Consider the following 25,005-nt stretch of genomic DNA (forward strand, 5'->3'; position numbering starts at 1 on the left):
AAGATGCAATATTTCACCGCTCAATTATTGAGCACCAATTAATAACCAGTCCATAATTATAAAACACCCATAGAGTTATTGTTAAAACCTAATAATAACCTTTATGGGCTGACTAATAGGAAACAACAATGGAAAAACAGCATCTTTCCGCGAGTATTATCGCGCTCGCATTACTTGGTTCTCTAGCTCCAGCACATGCTGAAGATACATTAAAAGCTTACACTTCGACCTTGCTACAGCTCGATGATAGCGATGCACGCTCGAAGAAAATCCGCTTAATTTACTCATTAGAAAATGTCTGGAACCAATCTTTGCTGCCGAATGGAGCTAAGGAAGCCAAGTTGCTTCTAAACGGAGGCTCTGGTTTCGACATGACTAATGTACCGAATAAAGAGCAGATCTATGGTTTTGCCACCGGTGGAGACTACCGTTACACAATCCCAACAGCCTTTAAACTGGCACTGAGTTATTTAAATGGTGCCCCTTTACGTCATATGAGCCATGCTCCAGAAAACACTATTGCAACAGCATCTGTCAGTGAGTCTTTGGACTTTAATCTTGGCTTCAGTGCTTCTGATTCTCCAAATATTAGCGGTGGTATCTCCTGGAGCAACCGCGTAACTTACGATCAACCAGAATTTCAGACGGTGGCTGATTTTGATCAGACCAATGAGAGCATTAATTGGCTTATCGAAAACCAGACTATCCGCCACAATACTCCACCTAAAGACTGGTTATTGTACCGTTGGACCAGCTGTGACATGGGCAACCTAATTGACTATAGCGAATTACCTGTAGTGATGCGCTCTGACTTTAAACCGCAAGTCGGTGTTGTATATCGAAAAAATGATATTCAAGATGGCCTAGATACATCAGAAGTCAAGCTGGTTGCAGGTTGGCGAAAAACCAATTACTACTTTGGTCGTGACTGGTGTAGCTGGTATACCACCCCAGAAAATACCTGGAAGAAAAATCGTGATAGCAGTCAATGGACAGAGACTAGCAGAGCCGTAACTATCTCTTGGAATGACGCGCTCTACCACTAACTTATTAGCCTGCGGCCACGGAGTGAATAAGTGGCCGCCGTATTTACTAATGAAATAAACGGTAAGACATGACAAGTAATAAAAAACTCTTGACTGGATCGGCGCTAGCACTTGGTGCAGTACTCGCCATATTTCTAATTAATTCAAATAACAAGAATTCCCAGAGCGATTCTGTTGCAAGCTTTGACGAGCAAATCAAGACAGAGAAAACTGAGACAAAAAGTGTAACGCCTCCTGAGAGCGATGCTGCTCAAGAGGTGGTTACCGTTCCAACACCACAGAATGACAATGACGCTACTTCCGACGTCATTCCAGCTACACCTTGGATATCTGCCCCATTAAATGAATTGAGCAATGAACTGTACGATTTTATTGAAGCTGAACAGGTAAGTTATATCAGTACAACCGACTATCCATTCGACGAGCAAAAGCAAAAACAATTACGAACATTAGCGAAGCAAGGGGTTCCTATCTTGTTTGACAACACGGAATCATCCTATTTGGATAGTTACGGTGTCAGCGAAACCAAAGTGGTTTCAGAGTATTTTGGTACGGCGTCTGAAGGTGATGTCATCATTGCTACCGGAGTACAGAATGAGGATGGCAGCATTCATTATCTGGTTTTGCCTTTGAAGAGCAAAGATCTCAACGATAACAGTAAATTGATTGAGGACACTAAGCTCGCAATCACTCTACTTAAAGAACAAAAGCATGACTTGATAAAAGAGAGACAAAGCGAACATCGCGAATAAAAATAAAGGAAGATAGCTTTTCCTATTCCATGGCTATCTTCCTTAAAGTAACTCCAGTCTCAATCAAGAAAAATTCATTTATCTTCCCTCCGGAGCCCTATCCGAAATCACCTTGCCATCTTTGATGGTGATGATGCGTTTGGTGCGCTCTGCTAACGCATTATCATGGGTAACGATGATCAGCGTTCTACCTTCGGAGTGAAGTTGATTGAACAAGGCTTCAATCTCTGCGCCGGATTTTGAATCCAATGCACCCGTTGGTTCATCCGCTAAGATGATTTGCGGATCGTTGACCAAGGCTCTTGCAATCGCAACTCTTTGCTTTTGACCACCAGAAAGCTGGTTTGGTTTATGATCTAAACGATCCCCTAGCCCGACTTGCTCTAGCAATTTAGCGGCGCGCTGGCGACGTTCTTTGGCTTTGATACCAGAGTAAACCAACGGCAGTGCCACGTTATCAAGCGCCGTCGCGTATTCCAATAAGTTAAAGCTTTGGAAGACAAATCCGATCTTTTGGTTACGAATGCCAGCCAGCTCATTCGCACTTAAACTTGCGACGTTTTGGCCGCCAAGTTGGTACTCGCCATCGGTGGGCTTATCTAAACAGCCGAGCATGTTCATCAACGTTGATTTGCCTGAACCGGACGGGCCAAGAATCGAAAGAAACTCGCCTTGATTAATGGTTAAGTCAACGCCGTCTAGCGCGCGAACTTCCGCCTCCCCGCTTGAGTAGTATTTACAGATGTTGGTCAGCTCAACAAGCGACTTGTTCGACATGTTCTCTCCAGAGTTATTGTTGTTATTCACTTTGTAGCGCCTCCAACGGGCTGACTTTTGCGGCTCGGTTTGCAGGTAACCATGCAGATGCCACACCAATGATCACTAAGGTGAGGATGACAATCGCGACAACGACCCACGACAACTCAGGGACAGGTTTACCCAGTTGTTCATAAAAGGCATTGCCCTCTAAAGGAATGGAACTGATGGCAGACACCAGCGCGTACGTCACGCCTAAGCCAAGCGCGCCCCCCATCATCATTGTCAATAAAGACTGCACTAAATAGTGCATGCGAATGGCCGTTGGAGTTGCACCGACTGCCATGCGCACGCCGATATCACGCGTAGATCGCTTTACGGTGGCATACATCACATTGGCGATGCCAACGCCAGCAACAGCTAACGTCACGAAGCCGATAATGCCAAGAAAACTCTGCAAACCTATCAGAAACTGCTGCATACTCTTTTGCTTAAGGAACATATCATCGACTTGGACGATCTGCTCATCGCTGACACTTGCCCCGTGCTTACGGGCAATCACTTGCCTGATCGTCTTTGCTAAGGCTTCCCGGTCTACATCGGCTTGTGGTTGCACATTGATGCCACCAATTTCACCGTTGACATGAAATCGCTTCCACGTCGCTAACGGCACAAAGCTGGAATAGTTGATAAGATCCCCCAGCTCTATTTGAGCGCTGTTTTTCTCCAATACGCCCACAACGGTGAACTCCTCATTGCCGATTTTTACCTTTTGCCCCACAGGGTTGACTTGCAATGTGACTGTCGCAAACCAACTAAAGTCCTCATTCGGGTTGAATAAGTCGGCTGCCAGTTCATAACCCAGTACAACGACTTTGCGCGTCTCTTTTTGATCGAGTGGATTTAACCATCGTCCCCCCGCCATCGGCACCAAATTGGTCATGGATTGAAACTCGCTCGTGACCGCTAAGGGCTCTTGCCACGAGCTTCTGTCACCAACGGTGATGCGCTCTTTCCACTTCGCAGTTGGCGCAACACTTTTTACATCGGGTAACGCTCGAACGACCTCTGAATCGTCCATTTTTAATGTCAGAAATTTACCTTGGTGAAAAGCACCGTGGTCGACGGTGGCCATCCCTCCGGTCAAATAGATCAAGTTGCCGTTACCATTTTGTGCGGTTTTCAATACGCCCTGACGAATACCCTCACCTACCGCCAACATAGCAGCGATACAGAGGGTCGCCCACGCTACTGCCAGAATGGTCAAACCCAGTCTCAGCTTTTCTGCCGCCATTTCTTGGAAAATTTGTCTCATCGGTAACAGCATGACTAGGCCCTCGCACTCAAAGCAATGACTGGCGTGAGACGCGATGCTCGCCTTGCTGGGAAATACGATGCCATCAATGCCAAGATAAGCGTCACAAGTAAAGACCAAGCAATGGAATCTGGCGTGATCACAGGTAAACCAATCCATTCCGGTAATGCCATTCTGCTTAGGACAGACACCACGGCATACGAAAACATCAGACCTAATGCCGTGCCCACAGCTACCAAAATAAGCCCTTCAAGAATAAACTGACTGAGTATGGATTTTTGAGTCGCCCCGATCGCCAAACGCACACCGATTTCACGCGTGCGCTCCGTGACGGATAAAAACATGATGTTGGCAACGCCAAGCGCACCGACCGCCATGGTCATCGCACCGCTCGCTCCGAGAAAAATCTGAATGCCACGCAAAATTCCACTGATGACCGCCGCACCTTCACTAAAATCGGGTAATTCGACCGCATCTTTATCACTTGGGTCAAAATGAAGCTGCTTGGAGAAAAAGTTCACGATATTTTGTCGAAACGACGGTGCATCCATCCCGTCTCTCGGCTTCATCAATACCATCCAAGGTTTCGCATCCCACAAATCGCGGTACGTTGTTTGAGGAATGAAAACCGTGCGGCTATCGCCGAATGAAATGCCAGTGTCCTCACCGACGGTTATCCCAATCACCAAAAACGGAATGCCGTTGACTTTGAGCCTATCCCCGATTTGGATTCCGCCCATTTGCGCAATTTGATCGCCTAACACCGCCACGCGAGTATGGTTGTCCATATCACTTGGTGACAGGTTTCTCGAACCAGATTGCAGCTTGCGTTGCATTAAAGGAAAGTAAGACGTATCAATACCGCTGACCGTACTCGATAAGTTCTGTCCTTTGAGATTGGTGATATTCGCATCCCATTTGGCGTAAACGCTCGACGCCTGTTGCACGAAGCCCGACTGTTTGATCATGTCGACTTTTTCTTGTGGAATATCAATTTGTCGTCTTGAAGCTAACCCTTGCCACGGTTTACTGGTACTCGACGGAAACACCACTTGCACATTGTTGATCATAAATGAAAACGACTGGGTCTGATGGCGATAAAAGCCTTCGCCAAGTGCGATTAACACCACCACAGAGATCACGCCCCAAGCAATCGCGATAATGGCCAGCACGCTCTTCATGCGGTGCGCCATCAACGTTTGCCAAGTTTGTTGCAATAGACTGCTCATGAATGAAAAGCTCGAGAGATCAACGCCATGGTATCGTCATCGAGTTTCCCTGCGGTTTGCAGTAAGCCGATTCTCTTACGCCAGTAGCTGTACAAGTTGGTTTGCAGACTGTTTTTCGCCTCAAACAAGCTGTTGTGTGCGCTGATAACTTCCGACACTTCAAGCAGGCCAGCGTCGTAAAGTTTCTCTTTGCTTTGCAACACTCTGGCGCGCGACTCAACCAGCTCGTTCGCTATCAAAACTTGATTCCAGTTGATATCGACCTGCGTAAACTGCTGAATAACTCGTTTCTGAATATCAATTTCCACTCTACGCATATCTTGCTTGGCGCTTAAAATGTTCAACGATGCTTCATCCACTTTCGCTCGCACTGCACCATTGAGGTCAATCGGCAAACTCAAACTAATCCCAGCGTTAAACTCGCCGTTTGAACGATTGTCACCATCGCTGTAGCCCACACTGCCTTTGACGGTCGGGTAGTATCCACCTTTAGCTGAATCTTTCGCGAACTCGCTCGCTTTCACCATCTGCGCCGCCACCAACAGCTCTGGACTGCTGTCTTTCGCCAGCTTTAGCCATTGCTCCTGAGAGTCCACCAACATCGGCGGCTGAATTAAAGAATCCGTTCGAATTTGGTCGACACTCTCCGGCATTTGATTGATTAACGCCGCAAGCTCTGCTTTTTTCACTTCGAGATCGGCTTTTGCATTGAGGATACTTGCTTGCTCAGAGACTTGATTCGCTCGCATCTCTTCGACATCAACCGACTTCACTTTGCCTGCTCGATAGCGTTTCTCGATGATGTTGAGAAGTTCCTTCCCCTCCTCCAGCTTGGACTGCGCCAATTTGAGGTCGCCCTGTGCGCTTGCCACATCTAGGTAAGCGGTGAGCAACTTCTGCGCAAGCTCGTTATGCGATTGAGATAGCTCTAACTGTGCTTTGAGATAATTGGCATTCGCTTGATCCAGTTCCGACCACAAACTGCTATCCCAAATAGTTTGAGATAAGGTAGCGCCGTAACTGTTGGAATGGCTTGAGGACTCATTCCAATCCGCTGACGCACTGGCGCTTAAACCCGGCAGTAACGCACTGCGGCTACTCTGTACGCCAACCTCGCCAAGCTGGACGCCGATTTTCGCTTTTTCGTAATTAGGATCGTTCTGCTTTGCTTGTTGCCAAGCTTGTTCAATAGAAATTGCGTAGGTCGGCAAACTGAGCGTGGCAGCCAACAATGCAAAGGCGATTTTTGATCGTTGCAGCTTAACCATGCGCCGCTCCCATCATGCTGTTGTCGATAACCTCTTCATCAAGCTCCACGCCGTCAAGCACTTCAACATTGATGCCATCTGACAGACCGAGTTTCACCGGTTGTTTATGAAACCCTTGTTCTGAGCTATCGGGGATCAGAACATTCGGTGCGTCACCATCAAATTGCAGAGCGCGCTCCGGTAGAGTGAGTACGTTTTCAGACTTCTTAAGAATGATTTGAGCCGTCGACGAAAACCCAGAACGAAGCAACACATCTTGTGGGATCTTGAGTTCTCCCACTTCAACCTCAAAACCGTTATCAAAACTTTTTGCCGAAGCATTGCCCTCTGGTGAGTTAAGGTTCTCAGATTGAATCGCCACTTTGGTTAGCACACCAGAAATCGCCACATCAGGATAAGGCGCAACCGTCAACATAACGGGCATTCCCGGAGACAACTGCGCAGCATCATGCTCACTGACGCTACCTTTAAAAATCAGACTGTTCATGTCGGCCAATGACATCATTTCAGTCGCGGCTTGGCTTGATTGAGTCGAGATGATCGGCTCTCCGACCTCAACTTTCTGGTTGAGTACCGTGCCATCAATTGGCGCGTAGATCGTCGACGTTAAACGTGCATCGCCGATAGACGCCTCACCACTGCGGATGAGTTCGAGATTCTGGCGCTTTTGCAATACGTCCGCTTGCGCAGATTTGACTGCCGAGCGCGCACTTACGTATTCGTCGTAGTTACTTGGAATAATGTCCTGCTTGACCAAGCTTTCTAAGTTGGACAGTTTTTGTTTGGCGGATTCCAGATCGGCTTCGCTACGCATGAGTTCTGCCGATGCATCCGTTAATGCTTGGGGAGTTGGGTTTGGACGCACTTTGATCAGCGGCTGGCCTTGCTTCACCTTTTCACCAACTTTCGCGTACACTTCACCGACGATACCGTCGATTTGTGACTTGATAGACACAGAGTGTGCAGGGACAATTTTACCAACAGCCACCGCTTGTTTTTCAATCGTGCCTTTTTCCACAATCAATGTAGGCAGCAATTCTGGTTGAGCAGCAGATTGGAGATAGAAATACGTACCACCGCCGAGCAGCGCGATGCTCACAGCGGAGACAAGCCAACGTTTCGTCATTATTTATTCCAACAATTATTGGGTAGTCTAATGACTACTCCTAAAACACAAAGTTGAAGGAATAATATCCTGCTTTAATAGCGGTTTGGTTGTCACAGTTGGTAAGGCTTTGTCAGTCGCCTCTGACAATCAAAGACTAAAAAATCTCGACGAATCATTCAGCAAAGACGCTGTCTACGATGGCGACTAACAAGCTCTGTCACCGCTCGTTTCAACCGCCCCCCATTTTATTTTGAACAATGTGCAAAATGGCGCAGTTCGATATCCTCCAATCGCATATCCATACAGTCTTGCGCCTCACGTCCTAGAGCAGGAAAAACTGCATGCGCTTTTAAAATGCCTTGGCTGATAAAGCCACATTTCTCCAACACACGGATACTCGCGTGGTTGCCAATATGCGGGGCGGTGCGAATGCGCGTTATACCCAAGCTTTGCAGGTAGACAACGCCAAGTTTGCAAGCTTGGGTTGCATAGCCTTTTCCCCGATAGCGAGCAGAAATACCAAAATGGATTTCACTGCTGTCTTGCTCAGGTATCAGCACCAGACAACCAATAGGAGTTTGAGAAGTGAGTTCTTCAATAGCGAAGACTAATAGATTGGGAGACTTTTGATCATATTGAGCACGCCATCTTTCGATGGCTTCAAGGGTTTGATTAACATTTTGGTGGACTTGGCGATTGAGGAAGCGGCATGCTTGCTCATCGCCTAAATAGTTTTCAAACAGAGGAGCAGCGTCTGTTGTTTTGAGGTATCTGATTGCCACTTGTTGAGATTCAACTCTCATCATGATTTAGCTCTGATAAACATTCGGTTTCCAGATTTGCATGAAGTTTTCTACTGGAGCAATAGGAGTGAATCCAAACTGTTCGTACAATCCATGAGCATCGCGGGTTGCAAGCATCATACGACGTAAGCCTTGTAGTTCTGGATGAGCAACAATTTCTGAGATCAACCACTTACTGATGCCTTTACCACGGTGAGCCTCCACAACAAACACATCAGCAAGGTACGCAAACGTGGTGCGATCGGTAATTAACCGAGCAAAAGCGACGAGTTGATTTCTGTCATCCAAAACCGCGAAACAGAACGAATGGCGCAATGACTTCTCAAGGCGTTCTCTTGGAATGCCCTTTCCCCAATAACTGTTTGAAATGAACTGGTAGATAACGTCTAAATCCATGTCATCTAACGACGTGGTAATTCGAAACCCTTGCATTGTATCCCTCAACATTGATTTATATTTTCTCAGCCACACAGACAAGCGATTTGGCATTCGCCTCAAATGCTTGCGCTGACCAAGACTGGTACTTCTCTATGATTCTGAATCCCGCTTGTTCAAGGAAAACCTCTATGTCTTCCAGCGGGCGATATTTTAAATCAATGCTGGAATACTCAATCGCTCCACCTTCAAAATGGCGCTCTTTGTTCAAATACATGATGGACGTTTGCAAGTCATACTCGGCCTTCATACCGAAATAATTCACTTCACCATAGGTTGGAGAAACATAGGTTTGCCACAGCGCCATCTCATGATCCAATTCTAGATTCTCTGGCGTTGGTAACCGCGTATCGAAGACAAATCGCCCACCTTTTTCTAGGTGCTTTGATATTGAGCTCAGTGCGCCTGCCAGCATGTCGTCACTTAAAAAGGCTTGGAATGCATTCCCTGTCATTATGGCTAGGTCAAACTTCTTACCTAACGAAAACTGGGTTGCGTCGAGATGAAGAAAACGTAAGTTACTCCTGCTTTTGGCTTTGTCCTTTGCGTGTTTGAGCATCCCTTCAGAAATATCAATGCCAATGGCTTCGTTGAGTTGCTCAGAGACTGGAATCGTGACAATGCCGGAACCACAACAGACATCCAGTACACTTCGAGCATTGGTTTCTTCGATTAACCTTGTGATGAAAGCAATGTCGTAATGGTAATGCTGCTCGTATTGGGCATCGTATTCAATGCCCGACCCGAACTCGGTTAAATCTTGTGTTTTCAAAAACAGTCCTTGTTTGTTACTTATTTCAGCGGTGTGACTTTTTCAGCTCTAGCATCAAGTATCGACACACATAACCAACACCAGATATGTAACCAATCACATTTTCTAAGGAAACCACTTCCAACCCAGCCTGCTGACAGAGTTGTTCAACTTCACTTTCGGTATATGCCGTATGCACGACCGATCCACTATAAGTATTTCGAGGCAAATCTTGTCCATCCGGATCGTGGTATTGAAAGCTGATAAAACATCGTCCATTCGCAGTTAGCTTACGCGAAATGCACTCCAGCAGTTGTTGAGGCTCTGCTAGAAACTCAGTAAAACCAAGTGCGGTGATAAGGTCGAAGGTTTGCTCAAACAAAGGGGAAAATGGCTCATCAAGGTTATGAACCGAGACGCTTTGATAGAGGTTAGTTTGGCGCGCTTTATCAACCATTTTGGACGAGATGTCTAAGCCATGGATGGTGAGATCTGGATAGTGATTTTTTACGACATGACCGATACTGCCTGTCGCACAGGCTAGGTCGAGAGCCGAGCCTTGCTCGATGGGAAGGTTTTTTAACTTCCCAGAAATCCAACGTGGGCCAACGTAATGGCTGTCATCCACCAACTTTTGATAGCGCTCCGACACATCATCATACATTTTTGCTACGTTCATCGTTTCCTCCTTGATAACCAGAACGATGCTCGAATGTAACACGCAATACGCACCTAAGCACTTATTAAATGGCTAATTTTTTATGAAACGTAACCGACTGGTTATTCAGCGCTAACCAGTAGAAATAGATGAAATTTTGGAAAGTATTAGCCCGTGATTCCGATGGAATTTTTAAGTGCATAAAGAGAAAATATGTCCTGATAATCTGTCTTAGATTATTCAGCTAATCTTATTTCCATCATTCTATTCGCTGTATATAAAAACAATATTTAAATTAACATAACAAACCTATCGCTTATTATTTTCCATTTAAATAATGATTCTTATTTTTAATATCATTCTATAATTAAAGTGCTCAAATTCTCATGTTGTATTAACTTGAGGTTTAATTTATGAAACTAACTCCTTATTTAACTGCTGTTGTTTCGGTCAGCTGCGCTTTTGGCGCATTCGCAGCCGATGATTCAAACGCACTTTTAGAAGATGCACTGAGTGCAGCGCCACCGACTATTCGCGATAAAGTAACGGTGATGGACTGGAACAATAATGTTCTGCAAGAAGGTTCTAGCCAATACACTTGCTTCCCAACGCCACCTCAATTGGAAGGCATTGCTCCAATGTGTATGGATGGTCCTTGGATGGAATGGGCAGACGCTTGGATGAACAAAAAACCTTTCCAAGCCAAAGCATTAGGCATTTCTTACATGTTAGCGGGTGATGGCGGTGCCAGTAACACCGACCCATTTGCAGAAGGGATGACGGACGATAATCAATGGATTGTGGAAGGACCACACTTGATGATTATTACCCCAGACCAAGCGTTGCTCGACTCTCTACCAACCGACCCAAGTTATGGTGGCCCATACGTAATGTGGAAAGGCACGCCATACGCACACATTATGATTCCCGTTGGAGCGAGAAAATAAAAAGAAAAAATCCGATATTCAGTATTTTGAATATCGGATTTTTATTTCATTATCGAGCCAACCAAATTCTCGCCAATATTCCTATCGGCGTTGTGATGCCTGTCGTAATAGAGGTCACTTCACCATTTCTTAAAATATAAATGGTTGGAGTCACGCTAATTTTCCATTCACGCATAATATCGCTTGAAGGATCGTTTATGTTTTCAAAAAGATATTCTTTTGCCTGCATAAACTGCGCCACGCGCTCATTCGGCCCCGATGAGCCAGAAACGCCAACTACGGCATAGTCATCACTCAGCCAGCTCACGCTTGGGCTTACAAATTTACACGCGGGACACCAAGTCGCCCAAAAATAAACAACGACAGGTTGTTCATGACTTTGCGCGATTGCATCGAAGTATTCACCATCGCTCAATACGGAGCTCAATGGTGGTGCCTCTTGTTTAGGAATATCTTTGGTGCGATACCAATCCATCGCGATAGAAATAACGGTGACAATGAGCACCATCTGTACGATTTGAATGAGCCAATATCGGAATGTTCTACGCTGCTTTGTCGAACTCATTGAATGGTTCCCCCACTCGCTTGTTTCACCGCGCTTAAAACAACATCATCAGTCAGAATCACAGGTAACGGGATACCTTGTGGCGCCGCCGGGCCATAGACGATGTTAAACGGCACGCCGTAACGCCCATGAGCTCGTAAAAAGTCCGTTACCGAGCCGTCCGGATGTGTCCAATCTCCTTTTAACGTCGCCACATTAGGGCTTTGCAGCAATGAGTAGACAGGATCTTGCCAGATCACGCCGATCTTGTTCGCTTTACACGTGACACACCAATCCGCAGTGACATCCACAAACACCACTCGCCCATTATTGACGTGATCTTCAATCGCCGAGTTAGAAAGCTTCTGCCATGCTAAGTCCTCAGGAAGCGGTGTCGCCCATTGATTTGCGGTGACACTGCCAAGTAGCAGCCCGCCAGCGATTAAGATAAGCGATGCAGAGCCGGATACCACGAGTGCTTTATCACCATACACACGCTTAATTCTTGCCATCATGACGACAAAAGCAACCACAGCGATGATTGCAATCCATAACATCGGAACATGATTTGCCATTAATGAAAGTAGCCAAACGCTGGTTGCCAACATCATTATGCCAAACACGATCTTAACGACATTCATCCATGGACCAGGCTTTGGTAGTTTTAGCGCGATACTTGGAAACACAGCGACTAAGATCCAAGGCAGTGCCATACCCAATGCTAATGCAGTAAAGGTTGCAAATAACGTTAATACGTCCGCGCCCAAGGCAAAAGCAACGGCAGTGCCTAAAAACGGTGCGGAACAAGGTGTCGCAAGCAAAGTGGCGAACATACCTTGAACGTAGTGACCCACTAGAGAGTTATCACCTTTCGATGCGAGCCATGTATTAGTACCCGATGACAGACGGATTTCAAATAACCCCAACATATTGGCGCCGAACAAAGCAGTGACTAGTACCATCAATCCTAGGAACCAAGGGCTTTGGAACTGCACGCCCCAACCGATCGCGTTACCCGTAAGCTTCAACACCAAAATGAATCCAGCTATCAGCCAGAACGAAGTGAGAATCCCCAGAGAAGAAGCGATAAACTGGGTACGAATTTGACGGCGCTCTACACCATGCACAGCCACAATACTGCTGAGCTTCATCCCCAATACAGGCAGCACACACGGCATGATGTTCAAAATCAAACCGCCTAACAATGCAAATAAGAAAATACTCGCTAAAGAGGTAGTTGGCAGTGACGATGTAACCGCTCCTGCTTGTGCTTGTGTTACCTCTTCGACCAGCAAGTTATCATCTTTGATGGAAACATATAACGATTGTTCATTAAGCTCTACCTCACCCAGCCAGGTATCAACCGAGTAATTTGCTGTGACGATATCACCTTCTTGCTGAAGTCCATCCAACTTGAAGCTGTAGTCACGAATCGCATCACCAACACCATCCACCAACACTTGAGGATTTTGCCAACCTTGCGTGTTCTTTAGTTTGATTTGTAATTTGGATTGAGTCGCATCCCAATTTGTTTGCGTGACCTCAACAAAAGGCGAAGATTGAGGAACATTGCTCACCGCTTGGGCGTAACTGAACATCACGTCTTCGTCCACTTTCAGCTCAGAGGGTAAGAACGTCAATTGAATTTGGTAGTCCGTCAGCACACAAATCGTAGTACAGGAAGAAAGCGTGAGCACCGCATCAATCGTGACGGGTTTCGACATATCGTCGATATGCAGCGTCATTGGGAACAAAGTGTCGCCTTTGTAACCGAGAGTCTCAATGCCCAATAACTCGAACTTTTGCGGATATGGCCATTGCCAATCAACCTTGCTCAGGTTTTGCGAGTTTTGCCAATCTATCGATGGCGCGACACCACCCTCGCCCGGCGATCGCCAGTAAGTTTTCCAGTCTCCGGTTAACTTGACATCCAAATAACCTGTAAGTGTTTTGGCTTGCGGATCTTGTTGGCCCGTTAGTACAAAGCGCGTTTGCACTGGAGGATGTTGCGGGTTGGTCATCCAACCGGTATCGGTAGTTTGTGCTGAAATATTCAGAGAGAACAAACTCAAAGCCAGCGTCATAAAGAACATAGACGCGAACTGAGTCAGTTTGGTAATTTGATTCATAGTAATTCCTAATAATAAAAACAAATGTGCTAAACCGCTGACGTTATTGGTCAGAAAGCACGTTTTTATTCTTGGAATACACAGAAAGTCAGATGGACTCGATACTTACGACCTATCGGCTCCGTCCAATGTTGTGCGCGAATATAAGCGCAGCACATCCAAATAGCCGACGCCAAAAGACCGACAAACAGAACAACAATAAATGCATCGAGTTGATGTTGAGAAAATTGAATTAACTTTTCAGACAATTCGCATTTGCTGGTTTCTTTAGCATCAATCGACTTGACGCTCGAACCCTCATCAGTAAGTGAAACAGCAGGCGATACCGTCTCGTACTTCATAGAGCATGACGATGCAAAACCTGAATTTTGCATCAGACACACGACGATGACCCAGCCAATCATTGCTAGCAGCCATTTCGCGCGCTTTTGAGGCGTGCCTTGTCGTGAAATCAATAAGCTCATAAAAAGTCAGATAAAGATGGAAACGCAGAAAATAATACGCAAGTTGTCGTAAAGCTCAAGTCGTTCGACCTTGCTTGCCGATATGATTGGTAGATAATTGTGATAACCTTAAACCCATCGCTTTTTGCAACACGCTCATTATGCTCAATAAAGTTAATCTCGCCGACATTCGCTCGTTTGTTTTGATCGCCCAACTTGGCAACTTCACCAAAGCGGCGGAAGTTCTTTCCGTATCTCGTTCTCACGTTTCTCGCCAAATCAGCGGACTTGAAGCGCAAATGGGCGTGACACTACTCAACCGAACCACACGCACGCTGCGTTTAACTCATGCCGGCGAGCGATTTTATCACGACTGTGAAAAAGCTTTGCGAGACATCGACCAAGCGTTGATTGCCGCCGTCGATGATACTCAAGAGATTCGCGGCGTGATTCGAGTGAACTGTGTGGGTGGCTACATCGGCGAAGACATCATCGCCAAATACGTGTGTGAGTTTATGCAACAGTACCCGAACGTCAGCATTGATTTGGACTTTTCTTCGCCTCGTATTGACTTGATTGAAGATCAGTTTGATGTCGCATTTCGTATGGGGGAATTGGATGATGCAGGGTTTGTCGCGCGCAAGCTGATGACGGTTGACATGGTGACGATCGCAAGCCCGAGCTATGTGCAGCAATATGGCATGCCAAAACACCCAAAAGAGCTGGCCGAACATCGAACTCTGACTGGTTCGGTTACGCGTTGGAGCTATCGTAAAGCAGAGAACCCAAATGACCACGCCGATGTGGTCGTAAAAGGCAACTTGCGCTGTAAAAATGGACGAGCGTTAGTAATGGGCGCGCTGCACGGCAACGGCATTATTCGTGTTCCACTGAGTTACTGTGCAGAAGAAGTGGAGCTAGGCCAACTGATAAAAGTGATGCCAGATTGGGAAATTCCGTCGGTGCCCTTTTCCGCCATATTCCATCGAGATCGCTATCAACCGAAACGACTGCGAACTTTTATCGATTTCATCAAACAGAAGTTTGAAGATTCCTAATCTTACAGCTCAGCTCTCGCTAGATGGGATTCTCCAACTTGCCATAAATATAGGCCAATTCTGCGACGGTTTTGGCTGAGAACTTTTTCAGTAAGCTGGCTCGATGAACTTCCACCGTTCTCATTGCAATGCACAGCTCATCCGCAATTCGAATATTGCGCTTACCAGCAATGATCAAACGTAAGATATCTTTTTCGCGCGGCGTTAGTGATTCATACGCCGCTCTTGCCGCCACCATATCGAGGCTCGCCGCGGACTGCATCTGACCATGTAATATTGCTTGAGCCAGTTCATCGCCTTTGACTGGTTTTTGGAAAAAGTTGACCGCCCCAGCTTGCAACGCATCGACCGCCATCGGAACATCGCCATGACCGGTCAGATAGATCACCGCTAATGGGCTGTGCGCCTCATTCAAAAATTGATGAACTTGCTGACCACGAAGGTTAGGCATTCGGCTATCAAGAATCACGCATCCGGCCTGATGAATGTTCACTTCGTCGAGAAAAGATTGCCCATCAGCAAAAGTCGTCACGTTAAAGTCATGCTCCTCCAGCATAAAAGCCAGCGAATCACGTACCGATTCGTCATCGTCAACCACATAAACAGGCAGCTGCTTTTCACTGCTGATCATTAACTGCTCCTAAATACCGATTAGTTTTGATAAGGAAACACAAGCTCAACCAAACAGCCGTGCGGCGTGGTCGAAGCAATGAGAAACTCGCCGCCGTGCATTTCCATTACGTCACGACAAATGGCTAACCCCAGCCCAAGCCCTTCAGCTTTAGAGCTCACAAAAGCTTGGGTCGGATTATCTTGCTGTAACCCAGTGCCGTTATCCAATATGCGAATAGAAAGCTGGTTAGCTTGATAGTCACAGTGCAGGGCAATTTTACCTTGGTAGCCGGACGAGTGGTATTTCTCCTGAAACAAAGCACACGCATCAATGGCGTTGTTGATCACATTAACCAAAACCTGCTGAACGCCCACGGAGTCTGCCAGTAGAGGACGTATCTCTCCTTCAACGCTAGTCACAATGGCGACGTTCTGCTTTTGCATTCGAAAATGAAGCAGCTCAATGGTGTCTGCAATCAAGGCTTGAATATCGCATGGTGTCTTATCAACACTGCGTTTGCGTATCAACGTTCTTAAACGCTGAATGATGGCATCGGCTCGTTCCACTTGCCCCTGTATTTTCTCTAGCACAGGCACAATATCTTCATGCGGACGCTTCTTTGCAAGACGCAGCAACCCACCTTCACTGTAATTACGAATGGCTGCCAGCGGTTGATTTAATTCATGAGCCAGACTGCTGCCAATTTCCCCGACAATCGCCACTCTTTGTGAATGTTCTAACTGCTCGCTTTTCTCTTTCAGCCTTAGCGATGTCAGCTCTAATGCTTGTTTGCTTTTGCTAAAACGATACTCAAGCCAAAAGTGGTATGCGTTCAATACAATCACAAACATGAACAGTGCCCATGCCCATTCTTGATGACTGCGCAACCAGCGCAGCGCCTCACTCCACCAAGGTTGCTGCAATGGATGTAAATCCAACGCCTGATAGAGTTTATCGATGCTCAACAAGCTAACGGGCGATGTCCAACCTGATGCACCAGCGGCAATAATGGCGGGGTGCTCTGGTGGCATAGCAAGCAAGACTTGCGCGATTTTTTTCGCCAGAAGAGACGAGCCGCGTTCTGTTTTGGCAAACGACCAGTTTTGATATAACGGCGTAGAAACAGCGCACGAAGAATGTTCATTTGGCTGTTGGTTTAAGACTCGAAAATCATCGTGCTGTAACAGACCTTCATTTTGCATCTGTTCCAGTAGACAAGCAGGCACGACAGCGGCTTCAACATTGCCGTCACGTAATTGGTAGAGATTGGCATCAATTGGGAAACCGAGATAGCGAACATCCGCAAAAAAGTCATTCGGATCGAGTCCCATTTCCACGATTTGATAGCGCAGTGTCAGATAACCACCAAACGCTTTTTCGGACACTGCCGCGACAGGAAATCCAGAAACATCTTTTAATGTTTGGTATGGCGAATTTGCCCGAACCACCAGCGCAGAACCAATGCTATAGTTCGAGTTTTGCGGTGCGCGCCCCGTCAATGTTGCCATCCATGACAACGCATATTGTCTGCCCAAGCGCACAGCCTGACCTGGGTTGGTTAAGATGAAGTCCATGGTCTGAAACTTCACCGCCTCCCCCATTTCGTCCAAATTGAGAGGGTGCAGTTCAAAGTACACATCCGAGATTTGCTGGTTGAGCCAATCGATGGTCGGTTGCCATCTCTGCTCGGCAGAAAGGTGACCACGTATCGCTAACACGCCCACTTCGACTTTCTGCTTGGCCTCTGGCTGCACTGCCTTTTGCTCCTGCATTTCTTGCAGATATTCTTGTTCAGAAACAGCGCCCTGAGCTAAAGATGCAAAGACAACCAAGCACAGAATCCAAAACTGAAGCAACCGTGGCGTTTTGTTCATGATGAGTAGAATCGTTCCTTCGAAAGCAATGGAGCAAGAATAACAGCTACCTTCCCTAAACCACATTTGTTTTAGATCAAGTTTGATCTGGGTATGTGGAAATCCACAATATAAGCCTCGCGGTGCATTTCTCACAATGGAATCAGTCAATTCAAATACAACAAAAAAAGCAGGTGAGTTATGGATTCCACCAAACGTCGCTTTCTCAGCGCGGTCACAGCCGGAGCCGCGTTAATTCCAGTCGCAGGCATTGGCACGGCAACTGCGGGAAACATTATTCGAAATAACCAGTCCGCTGACCGAAAAGGACAAGTGGGGAAACGTTATGCCATGGTGGTGGATTTGCGTAAATGCGTCGGCTGCCAGGCTTGCACTGTGGGTTGCAGCATTGAAAACCAAGCGCCTATCGGTCAGTTCCGGACCACAGTAAAGCAGTACGAAGTCACGCTGGATGACGGTTCCACAACCACGCGAGAAGCGAAAGCCTTTATGCTCCCTCGCCTTTGTAACCACTGCGAAAACCCACCCTGCGTGGCTGTGTGTCCGGTGCAAGCAACCTTTCAGCGCGAAGATGGCATCGTCATGGTGGATAACAGTCGCTGTGTCGCCTGCGCGTATTGCGTACAAGCTTGCCCTTACGACGCGCGTTTTATCAATGAGGACACCCTCACCGCAGATAAGTGCACCTTCTGTGCACATCGTCTAGAGCAAGGTCTATTGCCTGCCTGCGTGGAGACCTGTGTTGGCGGTGCGCGTGTGATTGGTGATTTAAATGATCCAACAAGCGAGATTCGCCGCTTAATCACAGAACATCAGGACGACATCAAAGTGCTGAAACCCAATGAAGGTACCAAGCCTCACGTGTTTTACATCGGCATGGATGAGCGCTTCACCAGCCATATCGACGGGCAGCCAGCTATTTACGACCCACAAGGAGATCGCGCATGAACATCACCGAAGTGTTAGTCCAACCTCAAGCGATGGCTTGGCTACCGTGGGCGGTGCAGTATTTCTTCTACATCGGTTCGGCTTATGCTGCCGCTATTTTATTCCTAATCGCCCTATTATTTGAAAAACACACCAGCCACAGACTGCGCGCTGCGCTTGTGCTGACGCTGGCCATCGGCGCCATCGTGGGGCCATTAGCGTTAACTGGTGATTTACACCAACCGGGACGCGCTTGGCATTTTTACGCGCACATCACGCCGTGGTCATGGATGTCTTTAGGGTCGCTTTTCTTGCCTGTTTTCTCAGGTTTAGCGGCAATAACCGCATGGCTGTATCTCCGCCAGGATCTGATCAAATTACGTGATCAGCCAGGGAAAGTACTGCCTCTAATTTCAAAGCTGTCACTGGGTGAATGGGTGCTCTCTCGTAGAGCCATGCTTATGGTGTCTGCCATCACTGTGCTATCAGGCATCACCATTGCAGTCTATACAGGCGCTGAAATTGCGGTCGTTAAATCGCGCTCTTTATGGCACCAACCCGCGTCGCCGGTTCTTTGGTTTGTCACTGCATTTATGGGCGCGGTCGGATTTTCTCTGCTGATTTGGTTACTGCTGCCTAGCCAATCGAAATCCCTCACTTCTGGTGATAGCAATTTACTCAAAAAGTCACTGGTAACGAGCGGCGTTCTGACGCTGATTCTCCTACCTATTTGGGCATCCAACAATTCCGCATTTTCGCTCTATTCTAGCGAACAATGGATGCACAACATTGCCCTGCTCACTTTTGTCGTTTTAGGTTGTGTTTTGCTCGCTTTCATCTTCTTGCGCGATACCAAAAAGTCCGCATCAGCCAGATTTCGTCACGTCATAGGGCTCAGTTTTGTGTCTGCTGCCGCACTGGCAAGTGCATGGCTGATTCGCTGGTTTACCATCATGGAAGTACAAACCATCGCCAAGTTCGATGCAGGGCTGTATCCATACCAACTCACTATGGATGGAAATGGCTGGATAGGCATTATCGGCATGCTCGGATTATGGCTTGCACTGGCATTACTCGCTTCAGAGTTAATCCAGCCAAAGCGAAACTCCGAAGTGACACCAACATCACTCACCTTAACTGAACGCTAATCAAAGAGGATTTCATCATGGATAACAAACGCCGTCAGTTTTTGAAATCAGGCATTGCAGTGGGTGGGCTTGGCGCATTCGCTGCAGGTTACGCCACCACCACCAAACACATGGTCGAGGGTGCGCTCGAAGGCACTGCAGGAGAAAAAACGCGTGATATTCACCACTGTAACTCGCTTGAACCAGAGTACACGGTCAACAACAAAGGCAACTTAATCCCGAATCCAAATCAGCGCGTCGCTCCATCCATGTGCTTTGGCTGTTGGTCACTGTGCGGGTTGCGTGTGCGCATTGATAACCGTAACGATGAGATTTTGCGTATCACTGGCAACCCATATCACCCATTGTCTCATCAGCAACACATTCCATTCGAAACGCCAGTCAAAGATGCTTATTTAAGTTTGGCTGGAGAAGCGGGCCTTGAAGGTCGTTCAACAGCATGCGCACGTGGCAATGGGATGCTAGAAATTCGCAACAGCCCGTACCGCATCACTCAACCGCTGAAACGAGTTGGCAAACGCGGCGAAGGAAAATGGATTCCGATCAGCTACGAACAATTGATAGAAGAAGTCGTAGAAGGCGGAGATTTATTTGGTGAAGGCCATGTTGATGGCTTGCGCGACATTCGCGATTTAACAACGCCCGTTGATCCTGAAAACCCAGAATATGGCCCGAAAGCCAACCAACTGTTAATGACCAACGCCGGTAACGAAGGCCGAGACGACATCTTCAAGCGCTTCGCGTTCAACAGCTATGGTACGCGAAACTTTGGGCACCACGGTTCGTACTGCGGCTACGCATTTCGTGCTGGCAGCGGCGCATTTATGAACGACTTAGATAAGAACGCACACTTAAAGCCAGATTTCGATAATGCGGAATACATTATCTTTATCGGTATGTCGCCTGCTCAAGCGGGTAACCCTTTTAAGCGTCAGGCGCGCCAAATCGCCAATGCGCGAACAGAAGGTAGCTTGGAATACACCATCATCACACCAAGTTTGCCTGCGGGTTCATCGAGCTTGGCGGCAGGTGACAACAACCGCTGGATACCAATCAAACCAGGCACCGACTCTGCCCTCGTGCTTGGCATGATCCAGTGGATCATCGAAAACCAACGCTACAACAAACCCTTCTTAGCGCAGCCGGGGGAAAACGCGATGAAACGAGCCGGCACCGCGCACTGGTGTAATGCTACACATCTCGTGATAAGCGATGAGCAGCACCCGAGAAACGGCACGTTTTTACGCGCATCGGATCTGAATCTGCCATTCGAGGGCGAAGCGTTGTCTGATTCCGACCCGTACGTCATAGTGGATGATCAAAGCGGCGAATTTGGTGTTCATACCCAAGCTGAGGAAGCGGCACTGTTTGTCGATAAAACAGTTTCGCTTGCATCAGGCGAAGTGCGAGTAAAATCGTCTCTACAGAGGCTCAAAGAAGAGGCGTTTAAATACAGCCTTGCGTTCTACAGTCAACAATGTGAAATCCCTGTAGAGCAAATCGCAGAACTAGCGAAACGCTTCACAAGCTATGGCACAAAAGCGGTGGTCGATACCCACGGTGGCAACATGCACACCAATGGGTTCTATAACTCGTTTACCATCATGATGCTCAATGCGTTGATTGGTAACATCAACATGAAAGGCGGCGCGATGGCGAAAGCGGGTGGCTACCCAACTTCCGCTGCGGGTCCTCGTTACGACTTCACCAAATTTGCTGGCAAAGTCGGCCCGAAAGGCGTCTTTTTATCGCGCAGTAAATTCCCATACCACAAAACCAGCGAATACAAACGTCGCGTTGAGGCAGGAAAATCCCCTTACCCAACTCGCGCCCCTTGGTATCCGTTTGCAGCGCCACTGCTGACAGAACACCTATCTGCGGCTATTGATGGTTATCCATATCGCGTTAAAGCGTGGATCAACCACATGGCGAACCCGATGTATGGTGTACCCGGTTTGAAAACACTGCTGGAAGACAAGCTTAAAGATCCAAAGCAGCTCGGTTTGATTGTGTCTGTTGATGCATTCATTAACGAAACCACCGCGTTGTCGGATTACATTGTGCCGGACACCGTTACTTACGAAAGCTGGGGCATGGCAACGCCTTGGCACGATGTTCCGGTGAAAACCGTCACCGCTCGTTGGCCGATAGTGGAAGCGCGAACAGAGAAAACCGCCGACGGTCGCTCGATTTGTTTAGAGAACTTCCTGATTGATGTTGCTAAGAAAATGCAGCTAGGCGGTTTTGGTGACAATGCAATTCAAGATGCACAAGGCAACTGGCGCGCTCTCCATCGCGCCGAAGATTTCTATTTGCGAGCTGCGGCAAACTTGGCTTATGTGAAAGGCGGCGTGCCTGAAGTTTCGGCAGAAGACATTGCGTGGTCCGGCCTAGAGCGTTTAATGCCAGCCATGCAGAAGACGCTGACAGCAGATGAGATGAAACGTGTGGCGTTTATTTTTGCTCGCGGTGGACACTTTGAAAATGCCAGCGAAGCGTATCAAGGTCAGCAGATGAAGCATAAATGGACACGACCAGTTGCGATATGGAATGAACGTGTCGGCAGCGCAAGAAACACCATGACCGGTGATTTCTACACCGGTTGCCCAACATGGCATCCACAAAAGCTGGCCGATGGCACACCAATGGAAGAACAGTTCCCAAGCTCAGAATGGCCTTTCAGCCTGACTAACTTTAAATCCAACATTCACAGTGCGGTGTCCAACCTATCGCCAAGGTTGAACTCGATAAAAGGCGTAAACCCAGTGTACATCCATCCAATCGATGCCGAACGCGCAGGCATTAAAACGGGTGATGAGTTTGTTATCGAGACTCCATCTGCAAGCACCAAAGCACTTGCGATGATAGTCAGCGGAATTCGCCCTGGCACACTCGGATTTGAACATGGGTTTGGTCATACCGAGCTAGGACAACGCTCGCACTGGATCGGCGATAAACAGCAACCAGTAAAAACTCGCAGCCAAGATGGAGTCAACATTAACGACATCGGATTAATTGACCCAACCCGAGAAGGGAAAGGCGTGTTGTTAGATTGGGTGGTAGGAGCCGCGGCTCGTCAATCATTACCAGCCAAAATCCGCAAAGCTTAGTAGACAACCAAACCTGAAGAGCTGCCATTTAGCAGCTCTTCACATCCTCTAAATATGTGGAAATCCACAATACCTTTAGTTATTGACAAAGCCGACAATACAGCACCCAAGTCACTATCACAGTAGACACTTGGAGATATTAATAACAATTAAAGGGAGTCAGCATGTCAAAAATACTACCTGTGGTGACGGCCTGTTTGCTGGCAACCACAATGGGCGCAAGCGCCTCGTCTATTCCTGAAAAAGCCAGCGTGTGCAGCGGTTGTCACGGCCAACATGGTATGGGTCAACCAAACATTGCGCCTATGATTGCCGGTCTGAACGCGAATTATCTCAACACCCAAATAGAACTCTTCCTTAGTGGCGAACGACAAAACGTAGTCATGCAAGGCATGGCGAAAGAGCTTAGCGATCCTGCTGTTCGTAAAGAAGTCATGGATTACTTTGCTAACCTTCCAAGCTACGAGTTCACTAACCCAGAGCAACGCGGCGACCAAGCCGACATTCGTAACCCGTATCGTAAATTAATCTTCCAAGGCGATTGGGATAGAAACATTCCAGCTTGCGCGACTTGTCATGGAGCGAGCGGAATGGGCGTCGACAAATTCCCTCGCCTCGCAAGCCAACATGCTGATTACTTAAAAACGCAATTGATGGCATGGAAAAACGGCACTCGCAGTGGTGACCCGCTCAATATGATGGGCACTATCGCGAAAAATCTCACTGACGAAGAGATTGAAAACCTTTCCTACTACTTTGCCTCATTACGTTACTAGGAGCAGACATGAAACGTTTCTATTCTTTGTTCGCATTACCTCTCATCTCTGCTGCTACTTTGGCCAACGAACCACTGCCGGATCGTCAAACTGAACTGCCCGCGGTGAAAAAAGCGAATCACGGTGAATATTTACAGCCTCGCGATCTGAGTAAAATTCCAAACACCGCATTTGGTGAGCAAGTAAAACGTGGTTACTCGCTCTTTGTTAACTCGCAACAGATGCGCGGCAAATACGTTGGCAATGAGCAAAACTGTGTGAACTGCCATATGGAAGCAGGACGAAAAGCCAACGCTGCACCTCTATGGGCGGCATACATGGCCTACCCTGCTTATCGCAAGAAAAACGATCGCGTAAACAGCTATGCTGACCGTATCCAGGGTTGTTTCGAATATTCCATGAACGGTAAAGCTCCCGCTTACGATTCGCCAGAAATTGTTGCCCTTAGTGCTTACGCCTACTGGTTGGCGATGGGCGGCTTGCTCGACAAACATGGTATGACGGATGAACCAATTCCGGAGCTAGACGCAAAAGCGTTGCAAGTTGGTGGAAAAGCAAAAGACTTCCCGCTGCCAGAAGCCATCGCGCAAGCATTACCAATTGAAGAACGAGGTAATCTCTCTGGACGTGGCTACCCAAAAATCGCCGCCCCTGAGCAAGAACCATCACCAGAGCGAGGGGCATTAGTCTACGAAAAGAACTGCGAAACTTGCCATCGCGCCGACGGTTCAGGCATAAAAGGCACCGACGGCCATTCATACATTCCACCACTTTGGGGCGAATATGCGTATAACTGGGGTGCAGGTATGCACCGGATTAACACCGCGGCCTATTTTATTTACGAAAACATGCCGCTTGGGAAAAGTGTCCAGTTAAGCAAACAAGAAGCGTGGGATGTCGCGGCATACGTCAATAGCCACGAGCGTCCACAAGATCCTCGATTTAAAGGCAACGTGAGCGCAAACGCAGAGAGATATCACCAACATCAAGGCTATTACGGAAAAACACTTAGTGGGAAGCAAGTCGGCTCGAATGCTTTCAAGAGCGGTACCGTAGAGTAAAAGACAACCGTTCATCTTAAATACCATTGCTCCCACCTCCCTGCTCAGGTTCTCTGGGCAGGGTTGTTTTACTCTCCTGAAGCAATCACTGCCCCCCTCCAAACCAGCAACGTTAAGTAGTTTTCGGCTTCCAACATACCAATCTTCGCAGTAAAATAATGCACCAAACGCGACTTTGTTTATATCTTAGAGCTTCCATATACTATGATGCCAAAAGTAAGAAACTCGTAAACTCCTGAATCAAAACAAGCGTG

Annotated in this window: 23 protein-coding genes; 9 read left to right on the top strand and 14 right to left on the bottom strand. The window is 47.4% G+C overall.

The features are described 5' to 3' along the window. Positions 1-128: 128 nt before the first annotated feature. Entirely contained in the window at positions 129-1,046 is a 918-nt protein-coding gene (locus tag L3V30_RS00595; protein ID WP_053809756.1) for a leukocidin family pore-forming toxin, read from the top strand. A gap of 68 nt (positions 1,047-1,114) precedes the next feature. After that, complete coding sequence (locus L3V30_RS00600; protein ID WP_046874452.1) at positions 1,115-1,798, top strand: hypothetical protein; 684 nt, start codon at positions 1,115-1,117, stop codon at positions 1,796-1,798. A gap of 78 nt (positions 1,799-1,876) precedes the next feature. On the opposite strand, the gene L3V30_RS00605 is transcribed toward L3V30_RS00600, so the two are convergent. The 9 genes from L3V30_RS00605 to L3V30_RS00645 form a co-directional block, all read right to left on the bottom strand. Further along, positions 1,877-2,575: an ABC transporter ATP-binding protein gene (locus L3V30_RS00605; RefSeq protein WP_237308349.1), complete on the bottom strand. Its 699-nt coding sequence runs from the start codon at positions 2,573-2,575 to the stop codon at positions 1,877-1,879. Positions 2,576-2,597: 22 nt separating this feature from the next. Continuing rightward, on the bottom strand, positions 2,598-3,881 hold the full coding sequence (locus L3V30_RS00610; RefSeq protein WP_167415335.1) for an ABC transporter permease: 1,284 nt from the start codon (positions 3,879-3,881) through the stop codon (positions 2,598-2,600). 2 nt (positions 3,882-3,883) lie between these two features. Further along, positions 3,884-5,098, bottom strand: a complete 1,215-nt coding sequence (locus tag L3V30_RS00615; protein WP_237308080.1) for an ABC transporter permease — start codon at positions 5,096-5,098, stop codon at positions 3,884-3,886. Then, positions 5,095-6,366, bottom strand: coding sequence for a TolC family protein (locus L3V30_RS00620; protein WP_017633886.1), 1,272 nt, complete (start codon positions 6,364-6,366; stop codon positions 5,095-5,097). Before L3V30_RS00620 ends, L3V30_RS00615 begins: the two co-directional genes overlap by 4 nt. Next, positions 6,359-7,492: an efflux RND transporter periplasmic adaptor subunit gene (locus L3V30_RS00625; protein WP_005457947.1), complete on the bottom strand. Its 1,134-nt coding sequence runs from the start codon at positions 7,490-7,492 to the stop codon at positions 6,359-6,361. Before L3V30_RS00625 ends, L3V30_RS00620 begins: the two co-directional genes overlap by 8 nt. A gap of 227 nt (positions 7,493-7,719) precedes the next feature. Continuing rightward, a complete protein-coding gene (locus L3V30_RS00630) occupies positions 7,720-8,280 on the bottom strand; it encodes a GNAT family protein (RefSeq protein WP_025442073.1) in 561 nt (186 codons plus the stop codon). Between the two features lie 3 nt (positions 8,281-8,283). Then, entirely contained in the window at positions 8,284-8,709 is a 426-nt protein-coding gene (locus L3V30_RS00635; protein WP_021822337.1) for a GNAT family N-acetyltransferase, read from the bottom strand. Positions 8,710-8,728: 19 nt separating this feature from the next. After that, positions 8,729-9,484: a class I SAM-dependent methyltransferase gene (locus tag L3V30_RS00640; protein ID WP_025442074.1), complete on the bottom strand. Its 756-nt coding sequence runs from the start codon at positions 9,482-9,484 to the stop codon at positions 8,729-8,731. A gap of 25 nt (positions 9,485-9,509) precedes the next feature. Then, complete coding sequence (locus L3V30_RS00645; RefSeq protein WP_237308082.1) at positions 9,510-10,142, bottom strand: methyltransferase; 633 nt, start codon at positions 10,140-10,142, stop codon at positions 9,510-9,512. A gap of 392 nt (positions 10,143-10,534) precedes the next feature. On the opposite strand from L3V30_RS00645, the gene L3V30_RS00650 reads away from it, so the two are divergent. After that, positions 10,535-11,068 carry a hypothetical protein gene (locus L3V30_RS00650; protein WP_005486389.1) on the top strand — a complete coding sequence of 178 codons (534 nt, stop codon included), beginning with the start codon at positions 10,535-10,537 and terminating at the stop codon, positions 11,066-11,068. Between the two features lie 49 nt (positions 11,069-11,117). Here the strand turns inward: L3V30_RS00650 and L3V30_RS00655 are convergent, their stop codons facing one another. The 3 genes from L3V30_RS00655 to L3V30_RS00665 all read right to left on the bottom strand — a co-directional run bounded on the left by L3V30_RS00655 (position 11,118) and on the right by L3V30_RS00665 (position 14,205). Continuing rightward, complete coding sequence (locus L3V30_RS00655; RefSeq protein WP_237308084.1) at positions 11,118-11,633, bottom strand: protein disulfide oxidoreductase; 516 nt, start codon at positions 11,631-11,633, stop codon at positions 11,118-11,120. After that, positions 11,630-13,741 (bottom strand): protein-disulfide reductase DsbD domain-containing protein, encoded by a 2,112-nt coding sequence (locus L3V30_RS00660; protein ID WP_237308085.1) that lies wholly within the window; start codon positions 13,739-13,741, stop codon positions 11,630-11,632. The genes L3V30_RS00655 and L3V30_RS00660 overlap by 4 nt, the downstream gene beginning before the upstream one ends. 65 nt (positions 13,742-13,806) lie before the next feature. Further along, the gene (locus L3V30_RS00665) at positions 13,807-14,205 is read right to left on the bottom strand and encodes a hypothetical protein (RefSeq protein WP_237308086.1); all 399 of its coding nucleotides are present in this window, start codon (positions 14,203-14,205) and stop codon (positions 13,807-13,809) included. A 140-nt stretch (positions 14,206-14,345) separates the two neighbouring features. On the opposite strand from L3V30_RS00665, the gene L3V30_RS00670 reads away from it, so the two are divergent. After that, a complete protein-coding gene (locus tag L3V30_RS00670) occupies positions 14,346-15,242 on the top strand; it encodes a LysR family transcriptional regulator (RefSeq protein WP_237308087.1) in 897 nt (298 codons plus the stop codon). A gap of 19 nt (positions 15,243-15,261) precedes the next feature. Here L3V30_RS00670 and L3V30_RS00675 read toward each other — a convergent pair whose 3' ends face one another. Both L3V30_RS00675 and L3V30_RS00680 read right to left on the bottom strand, forming a co-directional pair. Continuing rightward, positions 15,262-15,873 (bottom strand): response regulator, encoded by a 612-nt coding sequence (locus L3V30_RS00675; protein WP_005457930.1) that lies wholly within the window; start codon positions 15,871-15,873, stop codon positions 15,262-15,264. Between the two features lie 20 nt (positions 15,874-15,893). After that, complete coding sequence (locus L3V30_RS00680) at positions 15,894-17,729, bottom strand: sensor histidine kinase (RefSeq protein WP_237308088.1); 1,836 nt, start codon at positions 17,727-17,729, stop codon at positions 15,894-15,896. Positions 17,730-17,909: 180 nt separating this feature from the next. On the opposite strand from L3V30_RS00680, the gene dsrO reads away from it, so the two are divergent. The 5 genes from dsrO to L3V30_RS00705 all read left to right on the top strand — a co-directional run bounded on the left by dsrO (position 17,910) and on the right by L3V30_RS00705 (position 24,751). Then, on the top strand, positions 17,910-18,677 hold the full coding sequence (gene dsrO, locus L3V30_RS00685) for a sulfate reduction electron transfer complex DsrMKJOP subunit DsrO (RefSeq protein ID WP_203343266.1): 768 nt from the start codon (positions 17,910-17,912) through the stop codon (positions 18,675-18,677). Beyond that, the gene (gene nrfD, locus L3V30_RS00690) at positions 18,674-19,804 is read left to right on the top strand and encodes an NrfD/PsrC family molybdoenzyme membrane anchor subunit (protein WP_203343265.1); all 1,131 of its coding nucleotides are present in this window, start codon (positions 18,674-18,676) and stop codon (positions 19,802-19,804) included. Before dsrO ends, nrfD begins: the two co-directional genes overlap by 4 nt. Before the next feature lie 17 nt (positions 19,805-19,821). After that, positions 19,822-22,914: a tetrathionate reductase subunit A gene (locus L3V30_RS00695; protein ID WP_237308089.1), complete on the top strand. Its 3,093-nt coding sequence runs from the start codon at positions 19,822-19,824 to the stop codon at positions 22,912-22,914. A gap of 164 nt (positions 22,915-23,078) precedes the next feature. Further along, the gene (locus tag L3V30_RS00700; RefSeq protein WP_025818757.1) at positions 23,079-23,690 is read left to right on the top strand and encodes a c-type cytochrome; all 612 of its coding nucleotides are present in this window, start codon (positions 23,079-23,081) and stop codon (positions 23,688-23,690) included. Positions 23,691-23,698: 8 nt separating this feature from the next. Then, a complete protein-coding gene (locus L3V30_RS00705) occupies positions 23,699-24,751 on the top strand; it encodes a c-type cytochrome (protein ID WP_167426386.1) in 1,053 nt (350 codons plus the stop codon). Positions 24,752-25,005 lie beyond the last annotated feature (254 nt).

It is taken from the genome of Vibrio sp. A1-1 (assembly GCF_021728175.1).
In the GTDB taxonomy this organism is placed as follows: domain Bacteria; phylum Pseudomonadota; class Gammaproteobacteria; order Enterobacterales; family Vibrionaceae; genus Vibrio; species Vibrio diabolicus.